12 protein-coding genes, 1 tRNA gene and 1 pseudogene are annotated in these 17259 nt (G+C 63.3%); 9 read left to right on the top strand and 5 right to left on the bottom strand.

Annotation, left to right across the window (positions count from 1 at the left end; all coding sequences use genetic code 11):
- Nucleotides 1-69: 69 nt before the first annotated feature.
- Nucleotides 70-1743, bottom strand: a complete 1674-nt coding sequence (ctaD, locus tag ACXAED_RS03140) for a cytochrome c oxidase subunit I (protein ID WP_222504053.1) — start codon at nucleotides 1741-1743, stop codon at nucleotides 70-72.
- Nucleotides 1744-1977: 234 nt separating this feature from the next.
- Here ctaD and ACXAED_RS03135 point away from each other — a divergent pair, with 234 nt between their 5' ends.
- Both ACXAED_RS03135 and ACXAED_RS03130 read left to right on the top strand, forming a co-directional pair.
- Nucleotides 1978-2403 (top strand): HIT family protein, encoded by a 426-nt coding sequence (locus tag ACXAED_RS03135; RefSeq protein ID WP_475046811.1) that lies wholly within the window; start codon nucleotides 1978-1980, stop codon nucleotides 2401-2403.
- A 356-nt stretch (nucleotides 2404-2759) separates the two neighbouring features.
- Complete coding sequence (locus ACXAED_RS03130) at nucleotides 2760-4445, top strand: alpha/beta hydrolase (protein ID WP_475046810.1); 1686 nt, start codon at nucleotides 2760-2762, stop codon at nucleotides 4443-4445.
- On the opposite strand, the pseudogene lipB reads toward ACXAED_RS03130, so the two are convergent.
- Nucleotides 4442-5149, bottom strand: a pseudogene (gene lipB / locus ACXAED_RS03125) (lipoyl(octanoyl) transferase LipB); the annotation flags it as partial. The gene ACXAED_RS03130 and the pseudogene lipB overlap by 4 nt on opposite strands.
- A 72-nt stretch (nucleotides 5150-5221) precedes the next feature.
- Between lipB and ACXAED_RS03120 the strand changes: the two are divergent.
- The 7 genes from ACXAED_RS03120 to ACXAED_RS03090 all read left to right on the top strand — a co-directional run bounded on the left by ACXAED_RS03120 (nucleotide 5222) and on the right by ACXAED_RS03090 (nucleotide 14464).
- Nucleotides 5222-6838, top strand: a complete 1617-nt coding sequence (locus ACXAED_RS03120) for a peptidoglycan-binding domain-containing protein (RefSeq protein WP_475046808.1) — start codon at nucleotides 5222-5224, stop codon at nucleotides 6836-6838.
- Between the two features lie 361 nt (nucleotides 6839-7199).
- Nucleotides 7200-7286 (top strand) — tRNA-Leu (locus ACXAED_RS03115).
- Between the two features lie 202 nt (nucleotides 7287-7488).
- The gene (locus tag ACXAED_RS03110; protein WP_475046806.1) at nucleotides 7489-9765 is read left to right on the top strand and encodes a glycosyltransferase family 2 protein; all 2277 of its coding nucleotides are present in this window, start codon (nucleotides 7489-7491) and stop codon (nucleotides 9763-9765) included.
- Between the two features lie 111 nt (nucleotides 9766-9876).
- Complete coding sequence (locus tag ACXAED_RS03105) at nucleotides 9877-11445, top strand: class I SAM-dependent methyltransferase (protein ID WP_475046804.1); 1569 nt, start codon at nucleotides 9877-9879, stop codon at nucleotides 11443-11445.
- Nucleotides 11442-12143 carry an FkbM family methyltransferase gene (locus ACXAED_RS03100; protein WP_475046802.1) on the top strand — a complete coding sequence of 234 codons (702 nt, stop codon included), beginning with the start codon at nucleotides 11442-11444 and terminating at the stop codon, nucleotides 12141-12143. Before ACXAED_RS03105 ends, ACXAED_RS03100 begins: the two co-directional genes overlap by 4 nt.
- On the top strand, nucleotides 12133-13506 hold the full coding sequence (locus tag ACXAED_RS03095; RefSeq protein ID WP_475046800.1) for a hypothetical protein: 1374 nt from the start codon (nucleotides 12133-12135) through the stop codon (nucleotides 13504-13506). The genes ACXAED_RS03100 and ACXAED_RS03095 overlap by 11 nt, the downstream gene beginning before the upstream one ends.
- A 55-nt stretch (nucleotides 13507-13561) precedes the next feature.
- A complete protein-coding gene (locus ACXAED_RS03090; RefSeq protein WP_475046799.1) occupies nucleotides 13562-14464 on the top strand; it encodes a hypothetical protein in 903 nt (300 codons plus the stop codon).
- On the opposite strand, the gene ACXAED_RS03085 is transcribed toward ACXAED_RS03090, so the two are convergent.
- From ACXAED_RS03085 to ACXAED_RS03075, 3 genes are read right to left on the bottom strand one after another with little or no spacing between them, the layout of a single operon-like run.
- Nucleotides 14448-15386 (bottom strand): hypothetical protein, encoded by a 939-nt coding sequence (locus ACXAED_RS03085; protein ID WP_475046797.1) that lies wholly within the window; start codon nucleotides 15384-15386, stop codon nucleotides 14448-14450. The genes ACXAED_RS03090 and ACXAED_RS03085 overlap by 17 nt on opposite strands.
- 4 nt (nucleotides 15387-15390) lie before the next feature.
- Nucleotides 15391-16701 (bottom strand): TRAP transporter large permease, encoded by a 1311-nt coding sequence (locus tag ACXAED_RS03080; RefSeq protein WP_475046795.1) that lies wholly within the window; start codon nucleotides 16699-16701, stop codon nucleotides 15391-15393.
- 6 nt (nucleotides 16702-16707) lie between these two features.
- Nucleotides 16708-17241, bottom strand: coding sequence for a TRAP transporter small permease (locus ACXAED_RS03075; RefSeq protein WP_475046794.1), 534 nt, complete (start codon nucleotides 17239-17241; stop codon nucleotides 16708-16710).
- Nucleotides 17242-17259 lie beyond the last annotated feature (18 nt).

Below are 17259 nucleotides of genomic sequence, written 5' to 3'. Positions count from 1 at the left end.
GCGGGCGTCATGAAAAAGGCCCCGAAGCAGTCTGCTCCGGGGCCTTTTGAAAATCAGGGTCTCAGCCGCTTAGTGCGAATGCGAGCGGTCCCACTCTTCCTGCTTGGGCAGGATTTCGAAGGTGTGCTCCGGCGGCGGGGAGGGCAGGGTCCACTCCAGGGTGTCCGCGTATTCGTTCCAGTAGTTGTTCTGGGTGACGCGGGCGCCGCGCAGCAGCGAATAGATCACCACGCCGAAGAACAGCAGGAACGAGGCAAAGGACAGGAACGCGCCGTAGGAGGAGATCTTGTTCCAGTAGGCGAAACCTTCCGGGTAGTCGATGTAACGGCGCGGCATGCCCTGACGGCCCAGGAAGTGCTGGGGGAAGAAGGTCAGGTTGGCGCCGATGAAGAACATCCAGAAGTGGATCTGGGCGCCCAGTTCGTTGTACTGGCGGCCGGTCATCTTGCCAAAGTAGAAGTAGACGCCTGCGAAGATCGCAAACACGGCGCCCAGCGACATCACGTAGTGGAAGTGCGCAACCACGTAGTAGGTGTCGTGATAGGCGCGGTCGACGGAAGCCTGCGACAGCACCACGCCGGTCACACCGCCGACGGTGAACAGGAACAGGAAGCCGAAGGCGAACATCATCGGTGCCTTGAACTCGATGGAGCCGCCCCACATGGTGGCGATCCAGGAGAACACCTTAACCCCGGTCGGAACCGCAATCACCATGGTGGCCAGCATGAAGTAGGCCTGCTGGTTCAGCGACATGCCGACGGTGTACATGTGGTGCGCCCACACGACAAAGCCCAGCACGCCGATCGCGATGATCGCCCAGACCATCGGCAGGTAGCCGAACACGGGCTTGCGCGCGAAGGTGGCGATGACGTGGGAGATGATGCCGAAGCCCGGCAGGATCACGATGTACACTTCCGGGTGGCCGAAGAACCACAGGATGTGCTGATACAGGATTGGGTCGCCGCCGCCTGCCGCGTCAAAGAAGGTGAAGCCGAAGTTGCGGTCCATCAGCAGCATGGTGATGGCGCCAGCCAGAACCGGCAGCGACAGCAGGATCAGCCAGGAGGTGACGAAGATCGACCAGGAGAACAGCGGCACCTTGAACAGGGTCATGCCCGGGGCGCGCATGTTCAGGAAGGTGGTGATCATGTTGATCGCACCCAGAATGGACGACGCGCCGGAGACGTGCACGGCAAAGATTGCCAGGTCCATCGAGTAGCCGCCTTCGTTCACGGACAGCGGCGGGTACAGAACCCAGCCCACGCCGGAGCCCAGCTGGTCATTGCCGCCCGGGGAGACAACCGAGAGGACCGCCAGCGAGGTGCCTGCGACATACATCCAGAACGACAGGTTGTTCATGCGCGGGAAGGCCATGTCCGGCGCGCCGATCTGCAGCGGCATGAAATAGTTGCCGAAACCGCCGAACAGCGCCGGGATCACCACGAAGAACATCATCAGGATGCCGTGAGCGGTGATCATCACGTTCCAGAGGTGGCCGTTCGGAGTACATTCCGCGGAGGCGTCTGCGAACATGCGCGCACCCTCCAGGCACATGTACTGAACGCCGGGATCCATCAGCTCAAGCCGCATGTAGACGGTGAAGATGACGGAGATGAGACCTGCGATCGCCGAGACGATCAGGTAGAGAATGCCGATATCCTTATGGTTCGTGCTCATGAACCAGCGGGTGAAAAAGCTCCGCTCGTCCTCGTGGCCGTGACCATGAATGGCTGCGTCTGCCATTTAAGGTGCCTCCTGTTGCATAACGAAAGGCCCCCGGAGACGGACTCCGGGCGGCCTGGATTCCTTGCGAGTTTTAGTGTGGCCCGACGGGGCCTTCAATGGCGGAGTTTGATCTGGATCAAGATTTATTGCCGCAGGGCCTTGAAACCGCAGGCTGTGCCCGGTGCCGGCAGCGCTTGACCTCGCGTCCGGGCGCGCGCACAACCGGGAAAAGCTATATTGGAGGACAGGCGCATGCCCGCATATGATCCCGACAACATTTTTGCCAAGCTCCTGCGCGGCGAGATCCCCTCGACCCGCGTTTACGAGGACAATGATACGCTGGCCTTCATGGATATCATGCCGCGTGCGGACGGGCATCTGCTAGTGATTCCGAAAACGCCCTGCCGCAACCTGCTGGATGCCAGCCCGGCGCAGATGGCGGCGGTGATGCAGACGGTGCAGAAACTGTCCCATGCGGTGATCAAGGCCTTTGGCGCGGATGGCGTCACGGTGCAGCAATTCAATGAGGCGGCCGGCGGTCAGGAGGTCTTTCACCTGCACATGCATGTGCTGCCGCGCAAGGAGGGCGACCGTCTGCGGCCGCCGGGGCAGATGGGCGACATGGATCAGATCCAGGACCAGGCGGAAAAGATCCGCGCGGCATTGTCCGAAGCCTGAGCGCGCGGGTAGCGCCTGAGCCAGGGACGCCGCCGGTTGCAGCGGCGGCGTCACACCGGTTTTTTCAGTGGATCGTGTACATTTGAATTAAATATTGAATTTTGGTCCGATTTGATCATAGCTGTTTCTCAAATTGGTTGAATGTCAAAGAGGGCGCACGCGCCCAAGCGTATAGGGTCCCAAGAATTGGGGTGGTCCGGCACCAATTGCCCGAACGGATGGGGCGGCAAACGCCGGGTTTTTTTCATTTGACAGGCTGACTGCCTGATTGAGGCTGGCCTTTACGCCGGCCTCTGGGCGTATGCTTGCGGGGCGCGCTGCCTCTTTGGCCTGAATAGTAGTATTGGAGGGGCGCAGTGACGCTCTTGTACCGCGCGCAGGCCTTGTCGCAGGATCAGGTTGTGGCCGCAATTTACGAAACGATGCTCCGGCCGGAACAATTTGACCGGTTTTTCTCTGTAACGCAGGGGGCGGAAGGGCTGCCTGCGGCGGAGGGGGCGCTGCAGCGTCTGCGCAGGGCGCCCGTGCTGCAAGCGCATTTCGCCCGCGCGGCGGATATCCAGGAACAGCAGTGGGCGCAGGCCGGACGCCCGCACCCCAGCAGGTATTCAGGCCCCTGCAGCCGGTTCTGGCTGCTGGCCGGGACCGGGTCCGGCGGCAGGCTGCTCAATGCCTCGCAGCGCGCGGCCCGGCAAATGATGGGATGCAGCGACCTTCCGGCGGCGATGGGGCTGACCCCGGCGGCAGCGGACCGGTGGTACAGCTTTTTGGAACAGGTGCGTCAGGGGGCATTCTCATGGCAGGACGTGCTGGTGCTGGGCGCCCGCCGGCCCGGTGAGCGGTTCCTGTGCCGCCCGGTCCGGCCGGACAGCGACGGCAGCGGGCCTGCGGCAGTGATGGCAGAACTTCTGGACTGGGAGTGGGCCGGCGAGGCGGCGGGGCCGGTCGCCGCCGCTTTCGGCCTGCGCGGCTCCGATCTTGCGCCGCTGAAGGCGGCAGCGGGCGGGCCGGGCGGCAGGGTGGCAGATGGGCTGGGTCAACTGGCCGTGAGGACCGGGGCGCCAGGCACGGCGGAACTGATCCGGCTGACGGCCTTCCTGATGAACGAGCATGCCCGCGACCTGAAAATCGCCCGTGGAGAGCTGCTGCCGCCTGCGGACGAATTCCAGGACAGCAGCGGGCAGCGCGTTCAGTATTTTCGCCTGGGTGCAGAGACCGGCCAGCCGGTGATCTATGTGCATGGGGTGCTGGACGGCATTGCGCCGCTGCAGCGGTTGCAGCCGCAGCTGCGGACGCTGGGATTCCGGGTCTACGCGCCGATGCGGGCCGGCTATGGCGGCTCAGCCCCGCTGCCGCGCGGGCAGGATCCGGCGGACGCCTTTGTGCGCCAGCTTGAGGCGCTGATCAGCCGCGAGAAGCTGCAGCGCCCCGTGCTGCTCAGCCACCGCGCCGGCGCGCTCTACGGCTGCAGCGCTGCCAGCCGCCTTCACAGCCGGATCAGCGGCTTGGTGGCGGTGGCCTCGAATTGCGTGCTCACGTCCCCGCGGCAGTTCTCCGGCCTCGGCGGCTTTGCCTGGCTGGTAGCTTTCTGCGCCGCGCGGGCCGGCTGGCTGCTGCCGCTGCTGATGAAGGGCTGGCCCGGCGCCCTGCATTGGTACGGCCACAAGGCCCTGCTGCGGATCCAGACCGCCCGCGGCAGCCGGGAGAGGGACATGCTGGCACAGATGGAGCTTTTGCCGTTGCTGCAGCAGAGCCAGTCGCTGTTCCTGCAGCAGGGCGGGGCCGGGTTCCTGACGGATGTGCGGATGATGCGGCAGGGTGCGCCCAAACCGCCGTTGGCCCGCAATTCGCGTGCGGTATTCCTGCACGGCGGCGAGGATCATGTCGCGCCGCTGCAGGCGGTGCGGGAAACTTTGACCGGCCTGGGAAGCGCCCGGCTGTGCGTCAGCCAGGAGGCGGGGGCCTTGCTGTTTTACACCTTCCCGGAACTGGTCCTGACCGCGTTGCAGGATTGCGCTGCCGCAGCGCGGGAAGTGGCCTAGCTGCCGAACACCTGCCCGAAGCTGCGTTTGAGGGCGACATCCACATCCGCCATGGTGACTGGCAGCCCGAGGTCCACCAGGCTGGTGACCCCGTGTTCGGTAATGCCGCAGGGCACGATGCCGGTGAAATGCTCCAGTTCCGGCTCAACGTTGATCGAGATGCCGTGAAAGCTCACCCATTTGCGCAGGCGGATGCCGATGGCCGCGATCTTGTCTTCTGCCATACCGCCCGAGACGGTGCGCGGCTTGTCAGGGCGTTCCACCCAGACGCCAACCCGGCCCTCGCGGATGTGGCCCTTGATGTTGAATTCGTCGAGTGCGGCGATCACCCAGCTTTCCAGCTGCTCCACGAACCGGCGCACATCGTGGCCGCGCTGGCCGACGTTCAGCATCACATAGACCACCCGCTGGCCCGGCCCGTGATAAGTGTACTGGCCGCCGCGCTTGCTCTCATAGACCGGGAAACGGTCCGGGTCGGTCAGGTCCTCGCGCTTGGCCGAGGTGCCGGCAGTATAAAGCGGCGGATGTTCGACCAGCCAGATGCACTCTTCCGCAGAGCCCGCAGCGATTGCCGCGGCGCGCTCTTCCATAAAGGCAACTGCTTGATCGTACTCGACAAGACTGTCCGATGTGATCCACTCAACCATGGCCGAAGCTGTCCTTTTCCATCCTTGCGCAAGGGGTGAGCCGGTTAAACGGCCGTAAAACCCCTAGGTGCAAGCGCTGCCTGTGGAGTATCCTGATTCCGTAACGAGTATCCATAGGGGGCAAGTATCATGTTTACCAAGCCGCTCAAGCCGGCCTTGGCTGCCGCGTTTCTGGCAACCTCGGCCGCGGGCCCTGCAGCCGCGGACGATCTGGGCGCTGCAATTGTCGGGGGCGTCATTGGCGGCGTGATCGTCAATGAAATTCATAAAAACAAGCAGCGCCAGCGCAGCACCACCCGGACCTACCGCCGGGCGCCGGCATATTCCGCGGCCCGGGCTGAAAACCGAGAAACCCAGACCGCGCTAAACTATTTCGGCTTCAATGCAGGCTCCGCCGACGGGGTTCTGGGCCGGCGCTCACGCGCGGCCATCACCCAGTATCAGATCCACATGGGCTATCCGGCGACCGGCCATCTGGCTCCGTATGAGCGCAACTTCCTTGTCAGCTCCTATAACCGCGCGCAGATCGGCGGCCCGCAGGTCATCAAGGCCATGCAGGGCCCGCAGGGCGTGCGCGGCCTGCTGCACAGCTGGCGCGATGAGGCCGCGGGCCTGCGCACTGCCGGCAGCAGCTATGGCGGCAATACCTATGGCGGGCTGCCGCCCGAAGTCAGCCACGCGGTGGATGAGGTCGCCGCCAGCTCCGAGCCTTCCGGTGAACAGCTTTTGCAGCGCACCGGCTTCATGCAGCTGGCCGACCTCAATGGCGACGGCCGCAATGACTATGTGCTGGACACCTCGGTTTCCGGCAGCTCGTTCTGGTGTGGGGCCTCCAACTGTTCGGTGATGGTTTTTGCCTCCACCCCGCAGGGCTACCAGCGCAACGACTTTCTGGCGCGCGGCGTGACGCCCGCCAGCTTTGCCTGTCATCAGGGCACTTGCCGGATGACGGATGCCGGCGCCGAAGCCCCGGTGCAGGCTGCGCAGGAGACCCGAAGCACAGTGACCGCCGCTGCCGCACAGCCAAGCGCTTCGCTGGGCGGCATCACCCTGTTTGACCAGCCCAAGGAAAGCGCGTCGCTGACCAGCTATTGCAGCAAGGTGAGCCTGCTGACCAGCTCCAACGGCGGCTTCATGACGGCCGACAGCATGACCGACCCGGAACTGGCGCTGGGCGAGCAGTTCTGCCTGGCCCGGACATATGCCATCAACGCAGGCGAGACCCAGGCCGGCAAGGTCAAAGGGGCCACCCAGGCGCAGATCGACAGCCAGTGCGATGCCTTCGGCCCTGCGGTGCAGCCCTTCCTGGCCAAGCTCGGCACTGCTGGCAGCGGCGAGGTGATGGGCGATGTGCAGAAATTCGTGCTGCAATCCGGCATGTCGCTTGAGCAGCTGGCCAACACCGCCGGGATCTGCCTGTTCTCCGGCTACCGCCGCGATGACATGGATGTGGCGCTGGGCGCTGCGCTGATCCTGACCGGCATCGGCAAACGGCCCTATGCGGAGCTGATCGGCCACCACCTGGCGCTGGGCTTCGGTGCCCCGAACGCGGCCGAAAAAGCGCAGGAGTGGTACAGCATGGCGGTGATCTCACTGGAGAGCGGCACCGCGCCGGTGTTTGCCCCCGGACAGCCGGGACGTCCTGAGCTGATCAGCGCAGCCTCGGCCAAGCTGGCGGGCGGCCGGGTGCAGCCGGTGCAGGCCTCCGGCGGCGCATCGGCGCTGCCGTCCTTCTCATCTGATTGAGGGGAGCTTTGCAAAGGCATGGCCGGCATCGCTGCCGGCCATGTGATCGTGCCTGATGACTATAGAAAGCTCTGACGGGGTGCGGCTGCCCCGGCGGGGCTTGCAGAGGCTGGTGAAGGAATCTGATTATTCCGGGGAAGTGGCCCGGGCGCTTTCTGCGTAAGAAACGCTCAGAAACCGCATCAGCCGGGCGCAAGGCAAAACCTCTGTGTGCCAAGGCGGCAACCGGTTTATCCGCCTGTTCTCAGCGGCTTAGACGGTGGCGGCGGTGGTAGGGAACATTCTGCCTAAAAAAGGCGATTTTCGTCTTCACATCGCTTCCGCGCTGGTCTATACGCCCCTACACCAAGCCTAAGACAGTGCGGTCGTGGCGGAATTGGTAGACGCGCAGCGTTGAGGTCGCTGTTCCTTAACCGGAGTGGAAGTTCGAGTCTTCTCGACCGCACCAACTTTCCCGAAAATTAAGCCTGAACAAGCAGCCGCTTGCTGCAGCGGGCCTTGGCGGCGTGTTGCGGGAATATCAGCTGCGAGCTGTATTGCGGGCGGGGTGCGGTGTTTCCCGGTTCCGGCAGGTCGGCGGGGCGGTTATAAGCGCAGATGCTCCAGGCGCGTCTGCCGGGGCCAAGAGCGCCATAACGTAAAGCAGCAGTATGCCCAGCCCAACAAACGGGAAACGCGACAGCAAGATCCTTGAACGCGAGCTTTCTGCACTGTCCTTGGGGCAGTCCGTCCTGCTGGACGCGGTGGAAATACCAAGCGGCACGGGCCGCTTGGTCCGCCTGTTCTTCAAATCCGGCACCCGGCGGGAGGGGCTTGATACAGTTTCGCAGTCCGGCAAGACGGTATTGCACAACTATGGCGGCGCGCCTGTCCTGGACGCAGAAATCGACGGCGGGCACCGCACGGTTGCGGTCCGCGTTGATGGCTCGCAGTTCGACATCAGCCTCCACCCGGACGAGACGGAACTGTTCGCAGGCCTCAATGTTCTGGCGGCGGTGCGCAATGGCGAAACAGCCCAGACCGCAGCCGAATGGCTGCGGTTTCATGCCGAACAGCATGGACTGCAAGGGGCAGTTATCCTGGACCGGGCTCCGCCGCAGGAAAGCCGCCGCTTCATCAAAGAGCTGCAAGAGCAGGCGGAAAGCATCGAGGGGCTGCGGCAGGTTGTGGTGGTGCATTCCAAACTGCCTCTGGGCAAGGATGGCCTGCCGGAGGAGGCGCATCCCTTCAACGTGCCGGGCGCTCCGGGCAAGGACCGTATGGAGATCCCGCCTGCCGACCCGTGGCGCGCGCCGCTGGGCGAGTTTCTGATCTACGAGATTCTGCGCGCGCGCTTCCTTGCGCGGGCGAGGGCGGTTGCCAACATCGACCTGTTCGATCTGCTGGCGCCCGGCGATGGCCCGGGTGCCTTTGACCGGGCTGCGGCGGCGGCCTCGGGCTGTGTGCGGCTGGGCGGGGTGCAGGCCTACCCCTGGCGGGTGCGCAAGGAGAACGAGGCTTCCTTTGCCGATCACATCTGCACCCAGTTCGACGCCACCGGTTTGCGTCCGCGCTGGTGCCTTGCACCGGCCAGGGCCGGAGAGAACTGTATCTGGCGCCTGATCCGCGTGGTGGGGGCAGAACCTGATCCGGCGGATGATCTGCGTTTTTACCGTTGCATGGCCCTGCGCCATCCAACTGACACCGTTTCAAAAATCGTGCCGAAAACCAGCCTCGTGGAGACCCCGGCGCTGCTGGACCTGGCCACCGGGTATTTCGGCGCCAACCCCGTGCGCATTCCCGGGGAACAGACCATCCGGCGCAGTGGAGGCACGCCCAGAACCGCCATTGTCACGACGATGAAGAACGAAGGGCCGTTCATCCTGGAATGGCTGGCCTATCACCGGGTCATTGGGGTCGACGATTTCCTCGTCTACACCAATGATTGCACCGATGGAACCGACACCATGCTGCAAATGCTGCAGGAAAAGGGCCTTGTGCAGCACCGCGAAAACCCGTTCCGGGGAACTGATTTGAAACCGCAGCACGCAGCCCTGCAGGCGGCGGAGGAAGAGCCGGTCATCCGGGATGCTGAGTGGCTGGTCTGCATGGATGTGGATGAGTTCATCAACATCAAATGCGGGGAAGGGCGGCTGTCGGACCTGTTTGAGGCGGTGGGCGAAGCCAACATGATCTCGATGACCTGGCGGCTGTTCGGCAACAACGACGTGCGCGATTTCACTGGCGGTCTGATCACCCGGGAATTCACCCGCTGTGCCTTTGAGGTGACCCGCAAGCCGCATCAGGCCTGGGGCTTCAAAACGCTGTTCCGCAACACGGGCATTTTCAAGAAACTCGGGGTCCACCGCCCCAAGGGGCTGAAGCCGCAGCTGTGGCAGGACATCCGCTGGGTCAACGGCTCAGGCCGGGATATGCCGCGGGAGATGTTCCGCAACGGCTGGCGCTCGTCGATGAGCACCTATGGCTATGACCTGGTGCAGCTGAACCACTATGCGGTGCGCAGCGCCGAAAGCTTCCTGGTCAAGCGCGACCGCGGCCGGGTGAACCACGTGGACCGGGACCAGGGTCTGTCCTACTGGTTCCGCATGAACAACAACGCCGAGGAGGAACGGTCGATCCAGCGGATGATCCCGGCGCTGGAGGCGGAGATGGTGCGGCTGCTGGCGGATCCGGATATCGCCGCTGCGCATGAATACTCCTGCCGCAAGCACCGCGAGAAGATCAAGGAGCTGAAGACCCGCGACGATATGCTGGAACTGTTCCGCGAACTCACCGGGGACAAGCTGCGCAAGCTGTCGCGGATGCACGCGCATTTCGGTGCCAATGTCTTCCTCAGCGGCCCCGGTGTGATCCCGGACGGGATTGCCGAAAAGGACCCGGACAGCGACTTCTGGTTCACGGTGGCGCGCGGGGAAACCACACATTGAACCTTCCAAAGCCCGCCAGATTGACAGGGCTTCCGGCGCCGGAGTAATTTTCGGTAACAATAAGGCGCGGTTAGACGGCCAGTGCGTTGGGTTTGATAAGGGGCAGGTATCATGGCACTTCCGGCGATTGCGTCGCTATGGGTGGGCGCTGAGCTCAGCTGGCTGGAGCAGCTTTGCCTGCAGTCCTTTTTGGACAATGGCCATGAAGTGATCCTGTTCACCTATGACGAGGTCAAGGGCGTGCCCGATGGCGTGCACGTGGCCGATGCCAATGAAATCCTGCCTGCTGAGCGCATCATCCGCCACGCGAAAACCGGCAGCCCGGCGTATCACGCCGATATCTTCCGGCTGCATATGCTGCGCCAGACTGACTATATCTGGGCCGATACCGATGCCTACTGCTGCCAGCCATGGGACATCAGGGGCAAGCACTTCCACGGGTGGATTTCGGACGACAAGCCGATGGTCAACAACGGCGTGCTGCGGCTGCCCAAGACCTCCAAGACGCTCAAGGCGATGCTGCGGTTCACCAGCGATGAATATCCCATCCCGCCCTGGTACAGCGCGCAGAAACAGGCGGAGCTGCGGGCGCTCAAGGAGGCCGGGCAGGGGGTTCACGTCTCGTTGCTGCCCTGGGGCGTCTGGGGGCCTGATGCGCTGACCTGGTTTTTGCAGGAAACCGGTGAGGTTTCGCACTCCCGTCCGGGCCATGTGATCTATCCCGTGCCGTTCAAGCGGGCAGGGGTGGTGCTGAACCCGAACCGCCCGAGCCAGGCGCGCGGCCATATCCGCAGCGATACCCTGTCGATTCACTTCTGGGGCCGCCGCTTCCGAAATATCGCGGCCAAATACGGCGGCGTGCCGGCCGAAGGATGTTATGTGCACGAACTGCTGGCCAAGCACGGGATCAACGCGGAGAAAACCCGCCATCTGCTGCAGCCCGCTCCCGGACCGGAAGAGGCCGCTTCGGAAATGATGGACCCGTCCGCGTTGGATTTTTCGATGTTCAGCGACCGGGACGTGGCCAATATTCTTTTGCAGCGCTCAGAGCTGGCTCGCTCCGGTCAGACCATCAGGGATTGGATGGCGGGCGACGAGGCGCTCCTGCTGGCGGAAGCCCGGGCGCAGCGGGACCATATCCTGCAGGAGTTGATCCGGATTGCGGAACGGGAATGCAATTTCTTCTTTGGCTCCACCGATGCCATCGCGCCCAAGCGGGCCGCCGACATCGGCTGCGGCTATGCCTTTGCCAGCCTGTTGCTGTACCGCCGCTATGGATGCGGCATTGTGCTGATCGACATCGAAGAGGGCAATGGCCGCCATTTCGGCTTCCAGGGCGAAGGGGCAGGCTACACCAGTCTGCAGACTGCCCGCGCGTTCCTTGAGAAGAACGGCGTTCCGGCTGAGAAGATCACAACCATCAACCCCAATGCCGAAGACACCGCGGCGCTAGGCGGCTTTGACCTGGTCATCAGCCTGGCTTCCTGCGGGTTTCATTATCCTGTGGGCACTTACGAGGATCTGTTCCGTAATCAGATCAACAAGGGCGGCGGTATCGTGCTGGACATCCGCAAGGGGTCCGGCGGTATCGGCGCGATGAAAAGCTTCGGCGCTGTCGATGTGCTGGCCAAGCACGGCAAATACTCCACCGTTCTGACCCGCGAGGCCCAGCAGAAATGACGGAAATTCTTGAAACACACGGGGTGAAAATCCCGCTGGACCCGAACGTCATCACCTCAAAGATCGAACGCGCAATCCGCAAGGACCGCTATGAGCTCGACGAGGTCTCCGGCACCCCGAAGTTTCTGGAGAAGGACGATCGGGTGATTGAGCTGGGAGCCGGGATCGGATTTATTTCTTCTTTCCTGGGCGTCCGTCTCGGCGTCGAAAACGTGCTCTGCGTCGAGGCTGATCCGACGCTTTGCGCCTTCATCCGCAGCGTCCACGAACTGAACGGCCTGCAGGCAGCGCAGGTGCGTAACTGCGTTGCCCTGAACGATGCGGCAGCCGAAGCCCCGGTTCCCTTCTATGTCCGCGAACAATTCTGGTCGTCTTCGCTGGACGGGGAGGAGCCTTACCAGAAGGCAATCGAAGTTCCGGGCATCCGCCTGTCGAAACTGATCCGGGACTTCAAGGCCAACACGCTGATTGTGGATATCGAAGGCGGCGAGCGGGATTTGTTCGCGCCGGCGGATCTGAGCGGGATCGACAAGATATTCCTGGAGATCCATACGCGAAAAATTAAGAGAATTGGGATAAAGCATTGCTTTGACGCGCTGTCGCAGAGCGGCTTTTGCTACGATCAGCAGGTCAGCCGTGGCGGATCGGTCCTGTTCCGGCGCATCCCAAGATGGCAGCTGAAAAAATATGCTGGATAACGGTTTCGACTTCCAAACGGTTCTGCCCGCACTGGATGCGGATGACGTCGAAAGCATTGCGGATGTGAATGGCCAGGCCCCCGGTTTGGCCGTCTTGCTGCACCAGCGCTATGGCTGCAGTATTGATCTTGTCAGCCTCGACAGCAGCGGCACCTTTGTTCCCCTTCCTAAGGAGCAGCTGGCTGACTATCTCTCCCGGCTGGAACAGGGCGGGGTCGACCGCGAGGCCGTCCGGGTGGCCGATCAGCCGCACAGCCTGAAGCAGTACGATGTCCTGATTTCGCTGAATGGCTTTGGCGCTGTGCACGCGCCCCGGAGGCTGAAATACGTGCTGGACCGGGCGCTGCATCCGCTCAGCCGCGCAGTCTTTGAAATCCGCAAGGGCTCGGGCAGCTACCCGTTCTTAAACTCCTATGGCGGCTGTAATACGCTGAAGCTGCCGCAGGACGGTTCCAACGGGCTTGCGGTGCTCTCTGTTGAGCCGCAGGACGATGCAGAGCCGGTCGAAGGCTGGGCGCAGACCGCGCAGGCGCTGGCCGGCAAGGAAGGTTTCTTTGACGAGCTGGAGGAGCATTCGTTTCTGTTCGTTCCCCGCGGCAAGACGCTGGTGGTCACCTTCGACAACCTCGATATCGCAATGACCAAGCGGGCGGACCGGCGGCCGTGGGGCTTCGGCTTCATAGAGGCGCAGGGCTGGTCGATGCTGGGGGTGATGGCCAATGGCTGGACCTGGTTCCGCCACCAGGAAGTCAGCCGGAAGTTTGAGGCGCTGCGCGACAGCGGTTTTTTCAAGCAGTTTTCCCGGGTGGTGTTCTATGGCGCCTCGATGGGCGGGTATGCGGCGGCGGCCTATGCCGCAGCGGCGCCGGGGTCCACGGTGTTTGCGATCAGCCCGCAATCCACCCTCGACAAGAAAATTGTGCCCTGGGAAATGCGCTACAAGAAGGTCTGGGACAGGGACTTTTCCGGTCCCTTCGGCGATGCCGCGCTGGCCAGCCGGGCTGCGGGGGATGTGCATATCATGTTCGACCCTTATGTGGCGCCGGATGCCGCCCATGCCGCCCGGTTCACCGGCGCAAATGTCACCTTCTGGCGCTGCCCGCTGCTGGGGCACCGGCTCGGATCCTCGCTGCAGCAGATGGGTGTTTTGCAGGACGTTGCGCGCGGTGCCATTTCCGGCGAGCTGACCCCGCACCAGTTCCACCGCCTGTTGCGTAAGCGGCATGGCTTCCCGCGCTTTCAGCGGGAGCTGGCCAGTCTGGCCTTGGACCGCGGTCATCCCCGGCTTGCGCAGCGGGTCTGCGACTATATTCTGCGTCAGCGGGACGACCGGTTCTTCCGCCGGATGAAGGCGCGGCTGTAGCCCGCGCTGGCAGCGGCACCGCGGACAGAATACCGGGCAGCGGCCGGACACGACAATGAACCAGGCAGACAGCACCATGCGGGACATAACCCTCGCCTTTCACATCGGGGCCCCCAATACCGACAACGGCCAGCTGACCTGGTCGCTGCGCAAGGATGCGCAGCCGCTGCTGGAGCGCGGTGTCATGATCCGCCGTCCCGGGACCTATATGCCCGCGGTTACCAGCCTGATGCGCAAGCAGCACAAGGGACTGTTGACGGATCAGGAACGCGAAGCGCTTCTGGCTTCCATCGTCAAAGACCAAGACGTGTCGCGTCTCATTCTGACCAATTCGGGCTTTCTGGGGGTGCCCGGGTGGATGCTCAGCGGCGGACGGCTGTTCCGCAACGCAGGCAGCAACGCCGCGGCTCTGCGGCGTGTGTTTCCAGGCAATCCTTGCGAATTTTTCCTCGGCCTGCGCGATCCGGCAGCCCTGATCGGACCGGTGTTCCGGTCGCAGTCAGGCAGAACATGGGAGCAATTCGCCGGACGCACGGATTTTTTGAACCTGCGCTGGTCCGATGTTGTTGCGGACATTCAGGAGCACAACCCGGGCTGCCGCCTGACCGTCTGGTGCAATGAGGAGACGCCGGTCATCTGGCCCGGTATCCTGGGGCATGTGACCGGTCTGGGCAGCAGCTTCCGCTTCAGCGGTGAGTTTGACATCACCCGCGGCATCATCTCCGAGCAGGGATATGAGCGGCTGGAGGCCTATCTGTCCAGCCGCCCCGGCTTGTCGGAGGACCAGCGCGAACGGGTGCATGAACTGTTCCTGACCTATTTCCATTCCGAGGCGGCGGTGGAGGAGGAAATCGACCTGCCGGGCTGGTCGCAGCCGCTGGTGGATGCGATGGGTGAAACCTACCTGGCCGATACCGAGCTGATCCGCCGGATGCCCGGGGTCACGTTTCTGTCCTGAGATCCTGGCGGCCGTAAAGCGGCTTCATCAGGATTGCGGTCAGATACATCGGAATCTGATAGCAGCCGAGGAAGATCAGCAGCGGGTCTGTCGTGGCTGCGGGCAGGGCGATCAGGAAGAGGGCGAAGTTCCGGTTGCCGGCGACAACGGAGACTGGCACCGCGCCACTGCCCGCGCGGCGGCGCAATACGGCAAACACAAGCATTTGCAGGCCCAGGTTGGCCGCCAGGGCAAAACCCAGCCATTGCAGAACCAGCAGCGGGTTCGTGCGCAGTGCCGGCCCCAGCGCGGCCATCAGCCCGACCACTATCACTGCCAGCGCTATCATGGTCAGGCCGTCGATTGCCCTTGCCTGATCCGGGCGCAGGTCCGGCAGTGTCATGCGGCGCAGCAGGAAGGCTGCGGTCACGGTGAGGCCAATGGCCCCGATCAGCCTCCCGGCGGCACGCAGCACCTCACTCAGACCGCCCAGGCTGGGGGCCAGCAGAAACACCGGGATCACCGTCAGGGGCATCAGCGCAGTGCCGGTGATCAGCAGGCGGAAGGCAGGTTCCGGCGCGTGACCCATCAGCGCGGTGATGTTGGGGCTGCCAGTTACGGATGGTGCGCTCAGCATCAGGATCAGCGCCACCGCGGCAGGGGTGTGCGCGACGCCGAACAGTGACGCTGCTCCCAGCGCCAGGAGCGGCAGGCCCATCTGCAGCAGGGCAATCGCCTTGAGCGTGCCAATGCCGTCCGCCAGACCGCCTGCTGCCTTGCGCAACCCGATGCGGTAGGCGTTCAAAAACAACAGCCCGGCCACCATTTCCGGCAGCCAGGGCTGGAGGGCTGCGGCCAGGCCGGGCAGCAGCAGCCCGGCCATGAGCCCCAGGACCAAGGCGGCCCGCCCGTGCCGGGCGGCAAAGGCGAGCGCGCGCAGCATGTGCCTAGACCGGTCCCGGCCTGAGGTTGTTGGGCAGGTAGGTCGCCAGCTCCGGGAAGGCGATCAGCACAAACACCATCAGCACCATGATCAGGAACATCGGGATCGCGGCCCGGGCGATATAGCTCATCTCGTGGTGGGTCATGCCCTGCATCACAAACAGGTTGAAGCCGATCGGCGGGGTGATCTGCGCCATCTCGACCACCACCACGATGAAGATGCCGAACCAAATCAGGTCAATGCCCGCCTGCCGGATCATCGGCTCCACCACCGCCATCGTCAGCACCACCGAGGAGATACCGTCAAGGAAACAGCCGAGCACGATGTAGAACACCAGCAGCACCATCAAGAGCTCAAACCGCGTCAGCTCCCAGCCAGCGATCAGATCCGCCAGCCCGCGCGGCAGCCCGGTAAAGCCCATCGACAAGGACAGAAACGCCGCGCCGGCCAGGATCAGCGCAATCATCGCGCTGGTGCGGGTAGCACCCATCAGGCTCTCAGAGAAGGTCTTCCAATTCAGCGAGCCCTGACCCAGTGCCAGCAGCAGCGAACCGATGACCCCGAACGCCGCCGCCTCGGTTGCGGTGGCAAAGCCCAGGTACATCGAGCCGATCACCACGACGATCAGCGCAATCACCGGCGCCAGGAAACGGGAGTTCTTCACCTTCTCAGCAAAGCTCAGCTTGCTTTCCTGGTCCGGGTTCCAGTCCTTGCCGACCTTGGAGTATATCGCCACGTACCCCATGAACATCGCCGCCAGCACCAGACCCGGCAGGATGCCCGCAAAAAACAGCTTGGTGATCGATTTATTGATGGTGACGCCATAGACGATCAGCGTCAGCGACGGCGGGATCATCAGGCCCAGGGTGGCCGCGCCGGTCAGGGTGCCGATCACCATGCGCTCCGGATAGTTGCGCTTGCGCAGCTCAGGGATCGACATCTTGCCCACCGTGGTCAGTGTCGCAGCGGAGGAGCCGGAGACCGCGGCAAACACCGTGCAGCCGACAATGTTGGTGTGCACCAGCCCGCCGGGCAGGGGCGCCATCCAGGGCGACAGGCCCTTGAACATGTCCTCCGATAACCGGGTCCGATAAAGGATCTCCCCCATCCAGATGAACATCGGCAGCGCCGTCAGGGTCCAGCTGGAGGAGGCCGACCAGACCGTGGTCAGCATCACGTCGCCGACGGGTCTCGTGGTGAACAGCTCCATGCCGACCCAGGCCACGCCCATCAGCGCCAAACCAACCCAGACGCCGGTGCCCAAGAGGGTGAACAGCACGAAGAGGAACAGAATGATGACTGAGATATTTTCCATGTTCCCTTACTCCGCGTGGCTCTGATCTTCGAGATCCCGGGTGATGCGGTGATCGCCGCGGAAAATCACGTGGAACAAATGGTCGGTGAGGGCGATGGCCAGAATGACCGCGCCGATCAGCATGGCGCTTTGCGGCATCCACAGCGGCGTGCGGTCCTGGCCCTGGCTCACATCGTTGAACTTCCAGCTCCAGTAGACGAACCGGTAGGCGTAGAAGCAGAAGTACCACATCACCGCGGTGCCGATGCCAAAGCACCAGATTTCAAGCACCCGGCGGAAGCCTTCGGGCACGGCGTTGAGCAGGATTGACACCCGGATATGGCTGCCGCGGTTCAGCGCATTGGCAAAGGCCAGGAAGGACGCCGCCGCCATTGCATAGCCAGCGTAATCCGGCGCGCCGGGGAAGACTTCACCGGTCCAGCGGGCCAGCATCTGGACAACGATCAGCCCCAGGATGGCAATCAGGCAGAGGGCGGCCAGCACCCCCGCCGCCAGATACAGAAAATCGAGACCGGAGCGCAGCCCCCTGAGCACAGTCATAGCATCCCCATCGGCTTT

This window comes from Leisingera sp. ABM4_103 (assembly GCF_056158685.1).
Note: the sequence above shows the minus strand (reverse complement) of the source record. Positions and strands in the feature narration are given on the sequence as shown.